Annotated in this window: 12 protein-coding genes and 2 pseudogenes; 2 read left to right on the forward strand and 12 right to left on the reverse strand. The window is 64.8% G+C overall.

The window, feature by feature from the left end; translation table 11 throughout:
* Positions 1 to 47: 47 nt before the first annotated feature.
* Entirely contained in the window at positions 48 to 4853 is a 4806-nt protein-coding gene (locus ACFY12_RS00145) for a DNA/RNA non-specific endonuclease (protein ID WP_390713427.1), read from the reverse strand.
* A gap of 211 nt (positions 4854 to 5064) precedes the next feature.
* Between ACFY12_RS00145 and ACFY12_RS00150 the strand changes: the two are divergent.
* Both ACFY12_RS00150 and ACFY12_RS00155 read left to right on the forward strand, forming a co-directional pair.
* Positions 5065 to 5559: pseudogene (locus ACFY12_RS00150) on the forward strand (DUF5753 domain-containing protein); the annotation flags it as partial.
* 56 nt (positions 5560 to 5615) lie between these two features.
* Positions 5616 to 5759 (forward strand): annotated as a pseudogene (locus ACFY12_RS00155) (DUF397 domain-containing protein); the annotation flags it as partial.
* A gap of 119 nt (positions 5760 to 5878) precedes the next feature.
* On the opposite strand, the gene ACFY12_RS00160 reads toward ACFY12_RS00155, so the two are convergent.
* From ACFY12_RS00160 to ACFY12_RS00210, 11 genes are all read right to left on the reverse strand, one after another.
* Positions 5879 to 6388, reverse strand: coding sequence for a hypothetical protein (locus ACFY12_RS00160; RefSeq protein ID WP_390713428.1), 510 nt, complete (start codon positions 6386 to 6388; stop codon positions 5879 to 5881).
* Positions 6389 to 6708: 320 nt separating this feature from the next.
* Entirely contained in the window at positions 6709 to 7248 is a 540-nt protein-coding gene (locus ACFY12_RS00165; RefSeq protein ID WP_390713429.1) for a hypothetical protein, read from the reverse strand.
* A 71-nt stretch (positions 7249 to 7319) separates the two neighbouring features.
* The gene (locus ACFY12_RS00170; RefSeq protein ID WP_390713430.1) at positions 7320 to 8963 is read right to left on the reverse strand and encodes an alpha/beta hydrolase; all 1644 of its coding nucleotides are present in this window, start codon (positions 8961 to 8963) and stop codon (positions 7320 to 7322) included.
* A gap of 3 nt (positions 8964 to 8966) precedes the next feature.
* Positions 8967 to 9284 (reverse strand): hypothetical protein, encoded by a 318-nt coding sequence (locus tag ACFY12_RS00175; protein ID WP_390713431.1) that lies wholly within the window; start codon positions 9282 to 9284, stop codon positions 8967 to 8969.
* 674 nt (positions 9285 to 9958) lie between these two features.
* The gene (mycP, locus tag ACFY12_RS00180; RefSeq protein ID WP_390713432.1) at positions 9959 to 11278 is read right to left on the reverse strand and encodes a type VII secretion-associated serine protease mycosin; all 1320 of its coding nucleotides are present in this window, start codon (positions 11276 to 11278) and stop codon (positions 9959 to 9961) included.
* A gap of 87 nt (positions 11279 to 11365) precedes the next feature.
* A complete protein-coding gene (locus tag ACFY12_RS00185; protein WP_390713433.1) occupies positions 11366 to 12865 on the reverse strand; it encodes a hypothetical protein in 1500 nt (499 codons plus the stop codon).
* Between the two features lie 63 nt (positions 12866 to 12928).
* Positions 12929 to 13258: a hypothetical protein gene (locus ACFY12_RS00190; protein ID WP_390713434.1), complete on the reverse strand. Its 330-nt coding sequence runs from the start codon at positions 13256 to 13258 to the stop codon at positions 12929 to 12931.
* Positions 13251 to 14516, reverse strand: coding sequence for a type VII secretion-associated serine protease mycosin (mycP, locus tag ACFY12_RS00195; protein ID WP_390713435.1), 1266 nt, complete (start codon positions 14514 to 14516; stop codon positions 13251 to 13253). The genes ACFY12_RS00190 and mycP (ACFY12_RS00195) overlap by 8 nt, the downstream gene beginning before the upstream one ends.
* Positions 14517 to 14759: 243 nt before the next feature.
* Positions 14760 to 15053, reverse strand: a complete 294-nt coding sequence (locus ACFY12_RS00200) for a WXG100 family type VII secretion target (RefSeq protein WP_390713436.1) — start codon at positions 15051 to 15053, stop codon at positions 14760 to 14762.
* A gap of 125 nt (positions 15054 to 15178) precedes the next feature.
* Positions 15179 to 15505, reverse strand: a complete 327-nt coding sequence (locus tag ACFY12_RS00205) for a WXG100 family type VII secretion target (protein ID WP_390713437.1) — start codon at positions 15503 to 15505, stop codon at positions 15179 to 15181.
* Between the two features lie 400 nt (positions 15506 to 15905).
* Positions 15906 to 17561, reverse strand: coding sequence for a type VII secretion protein EccB (locus ACFY12_RS00210; protein ID WP_390713438.1), 1656 nt, complete (start codon positions 17559 to 17561; stop codon positions 15906 to 15908).
* Between the last annotated feature and the right edge of the window lie 182 nt (positions 17562 to 17743).

Below are 17743 nucleotides of genomic sequence, written 5' to 3' on the forward strand. Positions count from 1 at the left end.
TGCGCTAGGTTCTTTGCGAAACTCTATCGGGAGCTGCTGCGCATCACTCAACCCCCTCTCTTCTTGTTAGGTATGAATGCGACGTTATGTTGGCCGCTGATTCCGGCGCTCTTATGCTGCGTGAATGAGAAGCCGTTTGAGCCATGCGCCTCGATGGTTACACCCTTGGGTATTTTCTCACTTCCCTCGTATACAGGTGTGACGCTGTATTGGATTGTTTCGCCTGCCTCAACCGCTTTTCTGACTTGATTCTCGATGTGCCGCATGACGGGCGAGTTGGCGTATGCGTGCATTGTCACGAAATTTCGCGAGTCTCTGTTGGAGCCACCTAGCTGCGCTCCGAGCAGGTGGGCGCGATTGTATCCCTTGTCCTTTTCCCAGCCAGGAGGGTCACCGTGCGGGTCGGTGGGGTTGGCTCCCATCATGTCGCGGCCCAGCGTTGCGTGCATGGCTGTGGGGCGGCCGTGCTCGTCAGGCTCTCCGTAGCGGACTCGTCCACCCCAGGTGGGATCTGCGGGTTCGTTACAGGGGGCAAGACCGAGGGGGTCGAACCAGGTGAGGGGGTTGGGTACGTAGGTGGCGGGATTGGGAGCTGGAGCGAGGCCGAGGGGATCGAGGGTGAGATAGCGGCCGGATTCCGGGTCGTAGGTGCGGAAGTAGTTGAAGTGAAGTTGTGTCTCGGGGTCGAAGTATTGGCCTGGGAAGCGCAGTGGGGTGTATGCGGTTGCCGAGTGGTTCCAGCTTGTGGTGCCCCACAGGGTGGATCTGGCCTGCCAGGCGACGTTTCCGCTTTCATCGACGAGTTCGGTGGGGGTTCCGATGAGGTCGGTGACGACGGCGAAGAAGCGTTCGTCGATGAGGTGCTGCGGTGTGTTGAGGCGGGTTTTGCGTTCGGTCTGGGCGATGGGGGTGATGCCGTCGTGGTCCCAGGTGAGGGTGAGTTCCTCGGAGTTCCGGGTACGAGTGCTCTGTTCGGTGAGGGTGCTGCCGTCCCAGGCGAATCGGGTTTCTTCGAGGACCGTTTCCTGGTCCGTGGCGAGGCGTTGCTTGGCTATGCGTCGGCCGAGCGGGTCGTAGAGGTAACGCCACTGTGTTCCGTCGGGTGTAATGACAGTGGTGAGGTGATCCTCCGCATCCCAGGTGTAACGCCAGGTGTCCGGCTTACGGGAGAGGCGGATCTTTTGGCGCAGGATGACGCGGCCTTGCGCGTCGTATTCGTAGCGGATGTTGCCCGCTCGGGTGATGCGGGTGCCGGTATAGGTGCGTTCGCCGCGCGCTTCGGCGTTGGGGTGCCGGTCGGGCCAGGTGGCGTGGGTCTGGTTTCCGGATTCGTCGTAGGCGTAGGCCTCTGTCCAGTTCTCGGCGCGGACTGCTGTGACGTGCCCCTCGGTGTCGAGGTCGAAGTGACGGTTTCCGAGGTGCAGGTCGTTGATGCCAGTGAGGTGGCCGTCCGGGCGGTAGCTGTAGGTGCGCTGGAGGAGGGAGTCGCCGCCGATGTGAGGCGTGGCGAGGGTCTGTTGGGTCCGGCGGCCCATCGCGTCCACGGTGTGGTGGAGGGCAAAGGCGTTGTTCAGGCGGCGTGTGGTTTCGCTGCCGAGGAGGTCGTAGTCGGAAGTGAGGGTGCGGCCGGAGGCGGTGAGGGTGGTGCGGTTGCCGGCGGCGTCATAGGTGTAGGTGGTGGTGGCGCCGACGGGTGTGGTGCGGTGGGTGCGCCGTCCGAGTGCGTCGCAGGCGGTGGCGACAGTCTGGCCGTTGACGGTCTCTGCGATGACGCGGCCGAGCGGGTCGTAGGTGTAGCTGAGGACTGCGTCAGAGTTGGTGGCACACTGCAGCCTGCCGACAGGGTCGTATGCGTAGACGGTGGTGCGGTCGTCGGCGGTCTTTTCGGTGAGATTGCCGAGGGCGTCGTGGGTGTAGGTGGTGGTCTGCCCGAGGGCGTTGATGCGGGTGGCCAGTTGGCCGGCGGCGTCGTAGGTGTAGGTGAGGGTGTGGCCGTCGAAGTCAGTTTCGGAGACCAGTTGTCCGGCGGCATCGTAGCTATAGTTCCAGGTCAGCCCTTGTGGGTTGGTCACCTGGGTGAGGCGTAGTTCGGTGTCGTGGGTGAAGGTGTGGCGTGTGCCGTCGGCTGTGATGCGTTGTGCGAACTGGTCGAAGTGTGTGTACGTGTAGCGGGTGGTTTTGCCGAGCGCGTCGGTGTGAGTGGTGCAGTTTCCTTCGCCGTCGTAGGCCCAGCGTTCGGTTGTCCCGTCCGGGTTGCTACGGGCTGCGAGTCGGCCTTCGAGGGTCCAGGTGAGTTGGGTGGTGTCACCGAGGGGATTGGTGATGGCGGTCAGGCGGCCGAGGGCGTCGTAGCGGTATTGGGTGACTGCGCCGAGGGGGTTGGTGAAGGTGAGGGGGAGCCCGGCGTCGTTGGTGGTGATGGTGGTGGTGTTGCCGAGTGCGTCGGTGGTGGAGGTGAGGTGGCCTCGTTGGTCGTAGGTGTAGGTGGTAGTAGCGCCGACCGGGTCGGTGAGGGCGGTGCGGTTCCCCTGGCTGTCGTAGGTGTGCTGCCAGCGGCCGCCGTCAGGGCCGGTGAGGTCGGTGAGCTGGTCGCGGTCGTTGTAGCTGAGGGTGGACTGGGAGTTGTCCGGTCGGGTGATGCTGGTCAGGCGGCCTGAGGCGTCGTAAGTGAAGCGTGTGGTGCGGCCGAGCGCGTCTGTAGTGGCGACGAGTCGGTCGTCTGCGTCGTAGTCGCTGCGGGTCGTACGACCCAGGGGGTCGGTCTGGGAGGTGACCTTAAGCCGGCCATTGACCACGTAGCAGGTGGTGTGGCCGAGGGAGTTCGTAACAGCGGTGACACGGTGGCCGGGCAGCGGGGCCGGCTGATCGTAGTCGTACCGGTAGTGCAGGTGCCCGTCAGCGCCACCTTGGGATATGCAGCGGCTGGCCTGGTCATAGATGTACTCGTAGCGGGAGCCGTTGGAGTCGACCCACGCTGTCATGCGGTGCTGGGCGTCGTATTCGAAGCATGTCGACCGGCCGGATGCGTCGGTGACGGTGGTGAGGTTCCCGTCCTGGTCGTGTCCGTACCCCACGAGCTGGATGTCGCCAGTCGTCTCGTCCGTGGGAGCCAGGGACAGTGCGGTGAGCCGGCCGTGTTCGTCACTGTGAGCGTTGAGGCGGTAGCCCGCAGAGTGACGGACGGAGACCAGAGCGCCGGTCCGGTCGTCGTAGTCGAAGGTGAGGTAGTGGCCTTTACCATCTGATATCTCATCCAGCAGGGCCATGCCGGAGGTGTGGGCGGCGTCGGAGAAGTGCCGTGTATGCCCGCTGTCTGGGTCGTGGATGGCCCAGTCACCTTCAAGGGTCCGGGTCAGGGGCCAGCGGGGGCCTCGAGCGGGCAGGGAGCGCTGACCCGGTTCGGGTATGTCGTAGGAGAGGAGCATGCCGCCCTCGGTGACGAACACGACCCCGTGCTCGTCGATCTCCAGGCGCTGGTCCGCGGTCGAGGACCACGACGGTCCGATCTGCTGGCCGACCCGGTAGGACGATTCGTACTTGCGCACGAAGAGCAGGGGCAGCGCGCCGGGCAAAGCGATGTCGGTGGCCTTCAAAAAGACCCTGCCGGTTGCTACATCGACGGGGTCTCCACAGCCGTCAATGTCCTTGTCGTGCCGTGAGTTGTTGTCGGGGTGTTCCTTGTCGAGCTGGTCACGTCCTTTCCCCTTGCGGCTCTTGCCGCCACGGCCACCAGCACCTCCGCTGCCGTTGGGGGCCTTGGGGTCTTTCTTGCCGCCCTTGCCGAGGCCCTTGAAGTGCTCGGCGAGCTTGTCGTCGTTGTCACGGTGATTCTTGGCCATCTGCTTGACACCGCGGGTCATGCTGTCGTCGAGATGTTTGGCAGCCTTCTTCAGACCGCCCTCGATTCCCTCGATGACCTTGTCGAGCATGGCGTTGGCGGCATTGGCAATGGCGTCCTTGCCGCGGGTGCGGCCGTGGTGACTCTTGGCCCGGCCGATCTTCCCCCCGGCCTTGTTACGAAAGGTGCCACCCGCGCTCTGCAGGCCCGTGATTACCCGATCGTGCTCGCCCTCGTCGAAGGTGAACCCACCACTGCCACCGCTTCCGCCGCTCCCCGATCCGCCCAGCCCGCTCCCGCTACGCCCGCCGGCGCTGAGGAGCTCCATCGGACTGCTGGCGGCCGATTTGGCAGAGTCCTTGGCATCCTGCACCCCCTGACCGAATCCATCCTTGCCTGCCTGGGCGGTGCGCCCCAAGTCGACGCCGTTCTGAACCCCAAGCGCGTTCGCCCCGAGCTGGACGACCAAATCCCCCACCATCGCCCCGAGGGCTTCCTCGACAGGGGTCAGAGCAATACTGATGACCTGTTCGGCGACCTGCTCGCAGACCTCCTTGAAGAGCCGCTTGACGATCATTCGCGTCGCCTGCGTCGCTGCCAACGCCCCGACCTCGGACAAGCCGAGAGTAAAGGGAGCTGCGACCTGTGCAGCAATCACCTCGGCGGCGAGGACGCCTAGTTGAACGATCGCTCCCAACTTGGCGCCCTCGATGAGTAGGGCAACGCCGTCCAAAGCCGTGCCTGCCATACGTCCGCACTCAGCGAGATTTCGCAGGTGCGTGCCATTGATCTTGCTCCAGTGAGCGTTCAGCGCTTCCACGGCCAGCGAACCACCCGCTGAACCGACCAATCCCTGGATGGCCTCGTGAGCTTCGCCGGCGCCGTCATCGATGTCGTCGGCAAACTCCCTCATCGCATCGGCCATCTGCCGGTAGTCGTCCTCGTCCACGTTCGGCCACGACACACCGATGATGTCGAGAATCTCGTCCGCCCATCCAGGCAGCACAACACCCACGTGACCCCACCCCGTTGATTGTTGGTCAAGAAGTTGATAATTCCATTCGAGGAAACGATTCCTCAAGTCTCCTATGAGACGCAACCTTCGAAGCTGAGGTCAGACTGGCGTGTGAGCCCGGCCTGAAGTCGACCAGGGTGACGACCAACGCGGAATGGTGACGCGGCCGAGAACTGCTGCGAACACGGGCGGGCGCAGGGTGCGTTCAGGCGCAGCTCCCGGACTGCTGCAGACGAAGGATTACGCCCGCGCAGTGTTCATCATGTGGCGTCCCCTGCTGGACGAAGAGACAGTCACGCAGCGAACCGCGGCACGGCTGGATCGCCAGAACATCTTCGCCCGAAGGCCGCTCCCCACGATCAGCTTCGTCATCGAAGAGTCGGTGCTCCGCCGCCCCCTGGGCGGATGGGCAGTCATGCGGGGCCAGTTGGAACAGATTCTGCTGCACGGCCAGCGCCGCAACGTCGAGATTCAGGTGATGCCGACCGAGCAAGAGGAGCACGCAGGGCTGGACGGTCCCTTCACCTTGATCGAAACACACGACGGGCGGAGGATCGCCTACGTTGAGGCTTACAAGGACAGCCGCCTGCACACGGAGCGGGAATCCGTCCGTGAGATCGTGGAACAGTACGGGATTCGCAGAGCGCAAGCGCTTACACCGCGCGAATCGCTGGCCTTTGTCGAAAAGTTGCTGGGAGAAGCATGAACATGGAGGAGACCGTGCAGGCAATGCCCAAGTTGGCCTGAGTCAAGAGCAGCTATAGCACTGGTTCGGGCGGCGAATGCGTCGAAGTCTCAACAGGTGCCGCCGCCGTGCACATCCGCGACTCAAAGTACATCACACGGTCCGAACTGACCGTGTCCCCCACTACCTGGGCCGCATTCGTCAGCTTCGTCATAGCGTGACCGTCCTGACGGACACGGTGGTGCTCTGCCTCTCTGACGCACGAGAGCCAGAGCACCGAACGGGCAGTGTGCCAGCCCCTGGGCGCCTCACCCGACGGACACCCAACGTCGGTCGTCTGCTACGGGCAGCGCAGCTGCAACCAACCCGGCAGTTTCTCCTTCACCCTGTCGACCGGCACCCAGCCGAACTCGTTATGAGCGATCTCCAAGGCGCGTCCCTCCCCCAGGAGACGGTAGTAGCTGTCATCGATGCCGAGACGATGCTTGCCTCCCGAGCACGGCAGGGGCACAACCGCCCCCGGGCGCGCGGGGACACAGTTGAGGCGGTGGTCCGCGAGCAGCTGCCGAAGCTCCCGCTCCTGCTGCTGTGGATCAGTGATCCGGTCCAGCCGGAACCGCTCCCGGTCGACCCAGATCCGTCGCCGCCAGCGTGGTTTCCTCAGCCTCCCCCTGCCGGACTGCTGCACCTCCACCTCGAGCAGAGTCAGCAGCAACAACGGGATACAGGCGAGCACCCAGAGCGCCGGCCCCCACACCCACTGGAGGCAATAGCGCGTCCAGATGAGCAGCGGGGACTTCGGCGGTCTGGGGGCCCAGGCTCGCACGGAACCGGTGGCCATGGTGCTCATCCGAACGCTCCATGGATCAGAGGCTTGTACGTCTCGTACTTGCCGATGTACCTCATCCGAGATCGCCCTCTCCGCCGACTCCACAAACTTGTATCCGCGGTACGCGGCTTCGGTGGCGCCTCGCGAGACCCATGCGGTGGGATCGATGAACGTCCTGCCGTTCTCTCCGAGCTTCACCGCGTCCGCGTGGCCAGGGTTCAGCGTGTCGGCCGTGGCTCAGTACATGGCCGACACGCTGAACATGTCCAGGAACTTCTTGGACTCCAGGAAGACTTCCCCGAGAATCGGGCTGAAGCGCGAGTCAGGCCAGCCCGGAGCGATCAGCCGAAGGGGTTGTCGGGGAAGCGGCTCGTAAATGCACTCGGCTCACTGGCGAAAGCGGGAGCCGTCGGGGTGGTGTTCGGTGAAGGAGCCGATACCTGTTGCTGCTTCACTCCGGGCGGCAGGAAGCAGGGGGTGCTCACCGAGAAGACGAGTGCGTTGCCTCGCCCGTAAGAGTCCACAGAGATAAAGAAGTTGTCGCTTCCGCCCTTCGCATCCATGAGTGCCTGCGAGGGCTCCTCACGGTAACCGAGGATCTTGTAGCCCTCGGCTTCGAGCTTTTCGCGCATGGGGCGCAGAGCCTTTCCGTGCTCGGCCCCGGAAAGCTGAGCACGCACGGAATAGGTCAGGTCGAAGCGTCCATCGTTGGCACGTTCGTGGTTCGCGCCGAAGCAGTCGCGAAACCGCTTGTTCACGGATTTGCCGTCGACCTGCAGCCGATACTGACCGGCCAGTGAGTCGATCAGTTCGCGGGCGGAGCGTTCGGCTCCGTCCTTGCTCTTGACGGGCAGCGGATCGTTCTTTCCGGAGTCGGTCATGCATCCTCCAGATGCGAGCAGGGCGACGAGTGTGAGAACGCTGATACGGCTGGGGCGCCAGCTCCGGCCGGTCACCACTTCGGCCCCGTGGTCCCGGGCGGGTTGGGCTGCGGAGGCACGCGGTACTCCCCCGGTCGAGGAGGTATTCCCGCGATGATGCGCCCCTGATTGGCCAGGCTGTCACTGCCCTGGTCCCAATAGCCGCCGTGCCCCGAGGTGTCCACGTCGAAGACCTTGCCCCCGAACTCCCTTTCCGCCGGATTCTCGCCCAGGGTCTTGCCCGACGCGATGGTGGAGACCATGTCGTCCGGTGCCCAGCCGGCCCAGACATGGTCCGGGGCCATCTGCAGATCCTTGGCGTGGTCCACGGTCATTCCGGGGCTGCCGACCACGACGACATCGTCGGCGTCGATGCCATTGCTGTGAGCTGCCGCGTCGCCCACCACCGTCGAGCCGTAGCTGTGCCCGAGCACTGTCATGTGGGCACGCTCGCCGGTGTGCGACTCGCGCAAGCCGTGTGTGAAGCTCCTCAGATCGCCGGCGGCGGCGTCGGCGCGCCCGGTCGTGGTCATGCTGCCATCGACCTCGGGGGCGTCGTATCCGAGCCACGACACCACCGCAGTGCTCTCGCCTCCCGTGTCGTGGGCAGCCTGTTGGAGCCGGTCCACACGGTCGATCTGCTCATCGACGTTCGTCAAGTCGTTGTCGGTGCCTGGAACCTGTACGGCAACATTGCGGGCGGTGTCCGGATTTCCCTGGGATACCACGGCCCGCCCGTCGCGGGCCTTCGTGTCGATTCCCAGCACGTACAGCTGCCTACTCTCGTCCCTACTGCCATCGGCTTTGTCGAGCGCGTTCTGCAGTTTCTGCAGGCCCTCGTAGTGCCGCTGGTCGCGGATGCCCAACTCGCCATTCTGCTTCTTCATGTCGTACTCCGCAAGCTGGACATCCACCACCTTGCGGTTCGCCTCGTCACGGTCAGCGCTGGGGATGCCGTCGAGCCATCCGATCTTCTCGGGGTAGGCGTCCAGGTATGACTGCCGCTCCTGCTCGGTGAGGCCCGACCACCACTTGGCGTTCTCCTTTGGGTCCTTCTTCGAGGGAATGGAATCCTCATCGAGGTGGGCGAACTCGGCGACTTTGCGGGCGCCTTCTTCGGCCTTCTGCGCGCCGTAGTCCTTGTCGAGGTTGAAGGCGTCGATCTGCTGAAGGAGCTGCGTCCCTTCCCAGGAAGCCTTACTGGCCTCCTCAATGGAGTACCCAATGTCGTTCTTGTAGCCCTCCAGCTTGGTGACACGCAGCTGATGCTCTTCCTGTGCGTCAGCGTCGGCGTTGCCGGTGGGGCCAGGGGACCTGCTGTCCGTCACGTTGCCATGGTCGTCGACGGCGTACCCGTCGAGTTCCGCTGTGCGCACACACCGGCGCAAGTCGTCCTGGGCGCTCTTCATCTTGGTGTAAACGGTATCCAGGATGGTGGCGATGGAGGTGACATCGGACTGTGCGGTCCCGAGCTGGGTCTCGCTCGTCTCCATCTGCATGAAGGCGTAGTGAGAGTCCGTCCCCTGCCATTCGCTGGCGTGCAGCGGTCCGGTCACCTTGTGCCGGTGCCGGACCTGGGTCTCCTCCAGTGCCTTGGCCAGCTTCTGCCAGGACCTGACGGCGGCTTCCAGATCGGAGAAATCCTGCTTGAGGAGCTCTTTGAAGTTCTCGGGCACGGGTCACCGCACCTGGAACGACTGGGCGGTGACGTCTTCGTTGTACTCGTGGCCGTCGGCGGTGCGCCGCAGCCGGGACGCCGCGCTCTTGGGGTCACCGCCGCCGATCCGCTTGCTCAGCTCGTCCAGCGCCATGCCCCAGTCGTGGGCCACCCGCTCCATGTCCGAACCGATGTTCCACGTCTTCAGTGCCGTACCGGCCGCTTCGATATCGCGCTTGGCCGTCGCTATGGGCTGCTGTAGATCCTGGCTGATGGCGTCGGCGGCGCCTGCCGCCGCTCGCAGTTCCTCGGGTGTGACCGAGATGCTGCCGTTGGACATGGTCCCGCATCCCCCCTGTTGATCGAACATGTTGACGACTTAGTCGTACGATCATGACAGCAAGGTCGACGTGTTGGTTACAGGTGGCGAATCCCGGCTGGAATCCGCCGATGGTTTCCCTGACCAAGACCGCTGTAGCACGGGCGCAAGAGCGGTAGTCTGCCATGTCGTCGCGTATCAGACCGACCGTACCTCCTGGCCCCATCCGCCTGGAGCTCGGCGCCGGTGTCGCAGCCGTCGCCCCCATCGAGATCCACATGGTCTTCAGAACCAACATCCGCAGAGCAGTGGGACGCGACTTGTGGCCGCTCAGCGCAAGCAGCGGAGCTGCGCCCTAGACGGTTGGTGGGCCGCGACTCGGCCAGCAGCGTGCGCAGCTGGCCGACGTGCGCCTGTGGTTTTGCGAGAACGTCAGGGCCACGGCACGGGAGGTGCTCTCTGCGCCGGGCGAGGTGCACTGGCACTCCAGCAGCTGCCGATGCTCCTAGCACAGGCGATCTCCATGGCCAGCGCAGCCACGGAGTCGTAAGCCTGTACGCCCGAGAACTGGGCACGGCTCCCGTGGTAGTGGCGAACACATTCGGGGTCCGCAGCTCGTACGTTGCGGACCCCGAATCGTGTGTCTCTGCACAGTAATTGCGCCCGTGGGTGCCTGTGTCTGTCCCTAGCCCCGCCTACTGGCCGGGTGGCTGGGTGGGCGGCGCTGGCGGGTAAGCGCCCGGGCCTCCCGGCTGCTGATAGGAGCCGTACTGATTCTGAGGCGGAAATCCGGTACCGCCGCTCGGACCACCGAAGCCACCCGGGGGCGGGCCATTACGCCGGCTCTTGCGCCGTACGAGCATCACGATACCGACGATGACACCAACGACGACAACCACAGCTCCGACGAGCATCGCGATGAAGAGCGGGCTCCAGCCGGGCTTCTTCACCGGTTGCGACGCACTGTCGTTTCCGTTGCTGCCCGCAGAGGCTGCCTGGTCGCCCGAGGACGGCGACGTCTGCTCCTGCGGCATCTTCAGCGGCCCGTTCTTCGGGCCATCGGGGATGTCACGCTTGAGCGCCGCGAGCGGCTGGATGAATCCGTAGCCGTACTTCTGGTCGGGGAGGGAGGTGCCCTTGGCGGAGGTGGGAAGGCCTGCGGTTTTGGTCAGGCGGTTGACGATCTGGCCAGCGGTCAGGTCGGGGAACTTTGCTCGGAGAAGGACTGCGGCAGCCGACGTGTAGGCGGTTGCGTCCGATGTCCCTGTGCCCTTGCGGTAAAGGGAGGGTCCCTTGTCTCCAGCGGAGACGATGCCAACAGCTGGCGCCGTCAGCATCACTTGCGGGCCGTAGTTGGATCCAGGCCAAGTCTCGCCGGTTTTTTGGACTCCGCCAACTGCCACTACACCGGGGTAGCGGGCAGGGTACTGAATAGCATCAGGACCTCCTTTACCCTCATTTCCAGCTCCCGCAAAAATCAACACGTCGCGCTTCAAAGCATAGGCAATGGCATCAGCCTCTCCCTCATCCGATGTTCCGGTCTGGGAGATGTTGATGACTGAGGCGCCTCTATCCACTGCATAGCGGATGGAGTTAGAAAACCCGCCCGCTTTCATTCCTAGATCGCGAATTGGCAAGATCTTGGCATCCGGAGCCAGGCCCATGACGCCGTCCGAACCTCCCGGCCCATGCCCGTGCCCAGCAATCTCCGCAGCCATCTGGGTGCCGTGGGTGTCGCCCCCCTCCGGCTCAGTTGAACCTCCGTTGATGAAGTCCTTTCCCTGGAGAACGTTGCCCTTCAGATCAGGGTGCTGGGAGTTGACCCCGTCGTCGATGACAGCAACCGTCACTCCTTTCCCGGTAGAGATCTTCCAGATCTCCTCGGCATCAAATGCCTTCAGAGGCCATTGTGCATCTCGGATTTGGTCGGCCGAAGCAATCGGCGCGGTGCCGAAGAGCAACGCTCCCGCCACAACCGCGCCGCCGACCGCACGCAGCGTCCGCGTGAAGCTCATGCTGTACACCTCTCCTAACAGGACGGGGCCCTCAGTGCTCAACGTCGGGCCCCGCCTTGTTACTGCCGAATTGCCGACGACAGGTTCCTACTCGATGACCTTCGGGGCAACGTTACGCTCCGACGCCCAAGTCTCCTCGTCCTCCACCAGGTAGTCAGGGCGCTCGCCCTTCTGCCCCTTGCTGTCCTTGCCCTTGGCGCCGTGCATGCCGTGCGCTCCTGGCATACCAGCAGGACGACGGCCTTCGCCACCGGCACCGGCTTGTGCTCCACCACGGCTACGGTGCAGGCCTGAGCCACCCTGCCCGGCCGCGCCGGACTTGCCGCTGCCTGCGCCAATTACCCCACCCTTTTGACGGGCCATGACTCCACCGCGCCCAGCACCGCCGACGCCCTTGCCGCCAGCGCCCTTGCCTCCTCCTGCGGCACCGGCCATGCCGGGCATGCCAGAACGCCCGCCGCGGGCACCCGCACCACTTGCGCCGGCGGCTCCGCCGCGGGCACCCGCACCCGCGCCACCTGCGCCGGCGGCTCCGCCGCCGATCAAACCAGCACCGCCACCGCCGATACCGCTGGTACCGGGGCCGCCGCCCAGAGATCCTCCACCGGTGCCACCAGCGTTCAGACCGCCACCGATACCGCCAGCGCCGGTACCACCAGCGCCTCCACTCGGAGGTGTGAAGCCATCAAGCCCCGTGTTCACGTGGGGAGTGAACGCCCCCTTGCCAGGCTGAGGCGATCCGATGCCGCCGCTGATGCCGGGCGTGTGAGGTGCTGGCATCTTAGGTGCCTTGATTCCCCCGGGGGAGCAACCAGGCCCCTTGCCCATCCCTGAAATCGACGGGCTACCTACCTTGTGGGTTCCCGATGAACCGGTCGGCATCGGCATCGGGATGGCAGGCGCAGGGTCACCACTTGGCGGACCGGGGTAGTTTTCGCTGTCGTCGACGCGGGTCTTGCCCTTCCACGTCCCCATAGCCTTAGCCTGCGACACATAAGCCGCCCCCAGCTGCTCCATCTTCACAGCCATGCGCAGCTGCTGCTCTTTACCCGCGGACAAACTGTCCGTGTTGTTGTCCAGAGCTTGCTGCGTAGTCTTGTTGGGGTTGGCCAGGTCGCGCTTCAGGCCGGCGTCGTCGCGGCTGCCGCCGTCCTGGACCCAGTTGACGAAGCTGTTGCCGCCGCTCGGCTTCTCCATCGACTCGATGTCAGGCTTGAGCTGTTCGAGGACGTTCGCGGCATTCTTCATCGCCCTGGAGGTGTAGTCCGCATACGAGGCACCGTCGGCGATCTTCTTGCTGATCTTCTGTGCCTGGGCCTTGAACTTCTCCGCAGAGGCACCGTGCCAGCTCTGCAGCACCTCTTTCACCGCGGCGTCGAAAGCACCCTTGACGCCTCCGCCGCTCCCGCCGACCAGCTGATTGTGCACATCTGACCAACCGCGCGACACATTGTGGACCTCGGTCGGGTTGGACGCCTTCACCATGGCCTTCATGGTGTCCATGTCCATCTCGGCGAAGTTCGTCTCGTGCTCCGCGGCGTAGCACATCGTCGCCGGAATGTACTCGTACTCGACGCTACCGCTCATGATTTGCTTCCCCCTCTACTGCTCTCCATGCTGACCTCAAGCTTTCCGGTACCAGACTCCATGTCAGCTACCGGACATGTTCGCGGCGGTCTCGGCTTCCTGGTTCTGGTAGTTGCCGTGTACCTTTCGCGTCTTGGTGCCGAACTCATTCATGACGTCATGGAGATGCTGAACGATCTCCTCGATGTGCTGCTTCATCTTCTCGTGGGCATCGGTCAGCTTTCGCGCCTCGAGAAACGTGGCGCCCGGAGCGTCGGCTCCGAGAGCGTTCCGCGACAGTGAGGTCTTGTACCGGGTGTCGGCGTTGGCGTTTCCGAGGTCCTTCAGGATGCCGTTGAGCTTCCTGATGGTGTCTTCGAGAGCGCTCAGATCTACCCGATATTGATCAGCCATGGTTTGACTCCCCGTGTGTGGTGAAACCGGTCTTGCGGCGCCAGTCGCGGATGGCGACCGAGGAGCCGGCGACCGCGGCGACGGCCAGGAGTCCGGCGCCGACGATGTAGATGGAGATGCGGGCGCGCCGGTCCTCGGGGCTTTCGCCCAGGGTGACGGCGGCCGGCTGGATGTTGGAGCCGTCGGCCGTGCTGGAGGGCTGGTCCGGCTTGGGCGCGGCGGTGGGGGCGGTGTCGTCCTTGAGGGCGGCCACCGGGTCGACGACGCCCCAGCCGATGAAGTCGTCCCGGTCCCGCTTCACGCGCTCGGCGGTCTGCTCGAGATGCCAGATGAGCTGTGTCGGGGTCCAGTCCTTGTGCTGTGCCTTGAGCAGGGCAGCGGCGCCCGTGACGTACGGGGCGGCGAAACTGGTGCCCTGGTCCACGCAGTTGCCGCCGTCGGGGACGGTGGAGACCATGTCGACGCCCGGGGCGGCGATGTTGACGAATTTGCCCGCCTGGGAGAAGGGGGCTCGTTCGTTGTTGCGGTCCGAGGCCGCCACCGCCAGCACGTTGGAGTGGTCATTCGAATAGGCGGCGGGGTACATGCTCTTTTCGCCGCCGTCGGCGCCGCCATTGCCCGCAGAAGCGACGATCAGGATCTTCTTCTGCTCGGCGTAGGCGACGGCTTGTTCGAGTGCGGGCAGGAGACGTCGGTCGGCGCCGGTTCCCTGCGAGATGTTGATGATGTCGACGCCTGCGTCGACGGCCTGCCGGATGGCCTTGGCGAGGCTGTCGGCGGTGCCGGCCTTCTCCTGCGAAGTCTGCTGGAACGGAATGACCGTTGCCTCGGGGGCGATGCCGAAGAATCCGGAGCCGGGGATGGGCCGGGCCGCGATGATTCCGGCCACCTTGGTGCCATGGCCGACCTTGTCGTCGGTCGGCTTCCCCTTGACCAGCGTTGCTCCGCCTGCGCCGATCGCGCCGTCGAGCTGCTTGTTCTGCGCGTCGATACCCGTGTCGATGACGGCGACCCGGATGCCCTTGCCCTGGCCGTGCGCCCACATCTGCGCCGTCAGGAGGCGCTGAAGTGACCAGGGGGTTTCTTTGATGTAGTCCGTGCCGAACTTGCATTCACCGCTGTTGAGCGGCACGTTCTCGTCCGCGACCGCCGGCGCGGCAGTGACGGCCGACAGGCCGACTATGCACACCGCTGTGGCCAGTACGCCCGCCGCTCGTCGACGGTGCCCGGCTCGGTGACCAATGGCGCGAGATCCCACGGGTTGTCTGCTCTCCATGTGTGGTGTAAAGGGCGGGAACGGAACGAGGGGAGGGGAGGGGAAGTTCAGCCGTGCTGGGTGGGGTGGCTGGGTAGGGGGTGGTTCGGGTGGCAGGCGTGGGGCGGGATGGTGTGGACGGCAGAAGGGCGAGCGCACTGGTGCAGCGCGCTCGCCCTCATTGACCACTGTGCGAGCCGCGGGGGCTGCTCAGCCGATCGCCCTCCGTAGCTTGCCGACGCGAGGTCAGCCGCCCCAGATACCGGCGTTCTTGGACTCGGTGGCCTGGTAGTTCTGGGCAGCGGTGTCCAGAGCCTTGGCGATGGCCTCCAGCGTGGCGTGCAGGTGGTCGGCGCGCTGGTCCCACTCGCGCTGGCGGGCCTGGTAGCCCTCCTGCGCCGCACCTTCCCAGCTGGCGGCGATCTTCTTGACGCCCGCCTCGAGGTCGTCGAGCTGCTGGCGGATGTTGTTGGCCGTCTGACGCACGTCGGAGCTGGCCTGCGAGATCGTCTCGAAGTTAACGAGGATCTGGCCTGACATGGTGTCTCCTCAGGAGTTGAAAAGCTGGTCGATTCACATGCCTCGGCGGGCTGCCCGGCGGAGGTCCGCCGGCCGGCCCGCACTGCGGCTGCCGGGCACGCGCCGCCGTCAGCGACACGGCCTCATCATCCGAACGGCGAGGGAGCCGAGGCGGAGATGTGCGAGATCGACTGCGCCTGCTCTTCTTCGGAGGCGGAGTAGTTCTTCGTGGTCTCGTCGATGGCTTCCTTGATCTCAGCCAGCAGCTGGTTGATCCGGTTGCCGTCCTCGTTCACCTGCGACTGCAGCTGGTTGTACTGGTTGGCCGCAGCACCCTTCCAGCCGGACGTGATGGTGTCGACAACCGTCTGCAGGCGCTTGATCTCGCCCTGGATCGACTGGTTGACCGAGGAGATCTTGCCGCTGAACGCGACCATCTCCTCCTCGGTGGTTGTGTACTGCTGACCAGCCATAGTCAACGTCCCCCATGAGGCTCGTACGTCGTACCGCGCCAACACCGGCGAGCCGGCTTGCGTGGTGGGCATCTCCTGCTGACGCCTTCACCCACTTTAACCACTCCACACCGCCGTTCCCAACAGCGGGGCACCTCTTGTGACGGGATCACGACACAGCAACTGCCCCTCGGGGGAAAGCCGTTCATGGAATTCGGGCAGATGCGGCGCTATCGGTCAGAGCCAGAGAGGGAAAGTCGCATACCAGTGAGTCGCATACCAGTAAAAGGCCCGTCGGCGGATCTGAACTCGGGCACCGCGGAAGCCGTACCGATATCCGCGAACCCGCGAACGGATTTCGGTACAACCGGTACGGCCTCCCGCGGTCGTCGTGACGAGCGCGGCCTCCCGCGGCCGCCCGTTACGAGCTCTGCGGCTTCCGCGCGCTCTGGACGTCCAGCGACGGGCCCGCAGGGAGCAGCTGGGACCACGTCTTGAGGATCAGCGGCGGATGGGCCGACTTGTAGCCGAGGTGGAGCTGCGACTTGCCCTGCTCCTGGTCGGCCTTGCCCGCCTTGTCGCCACCGTCGTTGTTCGCCGGGATGGAATAGCGCAGTCCGGTGTCCGTGACGAGGAACATGCTGCCGGATGTCGCGGAGGCCGTGGCGGCCTCCCGGTACAGCAGGCCGTTGCCGGGGGTCACGTACGAGCTGGCGCCCGGGGCGATCTTGGCCGGGTAGTCCTTGCCCACCCAGGTCTGCATGTCCGGCACCCCGTTCGGGAAGCCGAGCTTCTTGTTCGCCTCGCCGGGCAGCTGGGTGTTGGTGCCCTTGTAGACGCTGCAGGACACGCCCTTGTCCGTCGGGCCGGCCAGGCCGCCGGCCTGCGAGCCCGCCTTGAAGTTGTTCGCGGCGGACACGACCTCGGTGGGCCACGGCATGTCGATATCGGACCCCGGGATCTTCCCCATGAAGGTCACGCCACGGCCCGCGTCGTCCTTCTTCAGCGGGACGCTGGTGGTGGAGACGTCCATCGGCTTCAGCGCCGTGCCGTCCTGGTGCAGGTCGTAGGCGTTCTGCCCTTCGAGCAGAAGCTTGGCGACGAAGTTCGACACCTTCTCGACGCCGTCCCCGACCACGACGTACTTCTGCTGCGAGTCATTGGCCTGCAGCACCGTGCCGATCGTGCGGTACTTGTCGGGAACGCCCAGGACGGGGGTCTTCTGACCGGCGTGCTGGATGCGCGGCATGGCGATCGGGACGGGGCTCGGGACAAGGGTGTCCATGAAGTCCGTGCTGACCTTCTGCGGCTCCGCGGAGTCCCCGAAGATGATGCGCTGCAGGTCGCTGTCGGTCTTCTCCACCCCCTGCGGCGGCCTGACCGTCCCGCCCACGGAGGAGTCGAACCTGAAGGCCATACCGTCCTTGTCGACCAGCCAGCGCTGCCCCTTGGGGTCCTCGACGTAGAGCGCCTGATGCAGGTCGAGCTTGCCCTTCTTGGGGTCGTCGATGGCTTGCCGGTCCTTGCCCCCGAGGACGAAGACGGCCTGCTGCGGCTTGCTGTTCTCGCCGCTGCCGGGGCGGGTGCAGATCGCCCAGACCTTCGGCTTGTCCACTTCCTGCTGGGTCGGGAGCCGGTCGGGCGCGTACGGGATGCCGACCGCCGGGCCGTGCGGCAGCTTGCCGTCCAGCTCGGACTCCTTGACCTTGACGACCTGGAACTTGTCGGGGTCGAGAAGGAGCTTCGCGGACGCCAGGTTCAGGATGGGGTGCAGGAGTTTCTGCTTATTGCCATTGGCGTCCGTGTTGTTGAGGACAACATATCGCGTGGTGGATTCGTCCCCGACAATCACATTCGCCCCGACCGTGTCCCACCCCTTGGGCGCAACCGGCTTGATAATGCCACAGGCGCCGAATCCCGCGAGGATGAGGACACCCATCACGATGCTCGGTACCACCGCTTTGAGCGGCCGGGGGGCGCTCTCGATCGATCCGTTCGGCAGCGGCTTCAAAAATGCCGCATTCGTGCGCTTTCGAGCGAACGAATACGCATTCAGCTCGTCCCGACGTGATGCCATTGTCGCTTTCTCTCCCCGCCTGTTGGATCCACATCGAACCGCCCCCGGCACTCACGCCGTAGCGCCCTCTACTATGCCGTGTGTCGATCGACCCGTACGGTACGGGTGCCACCTTCCCACGCACCAGTCCAAGCATCGGTGCATCAGTCTCGGCGGCGTCCGATACGCCCAGAGGCCCGCAT

The organism is Streptomyces sp. NPDC001339 (assembly GCF_042895955.1).
GTDB lineage: Bacteria > Actinomycetota > Actinomycetes > Streptomycetales > Streptomycetaceae > Streptomyces.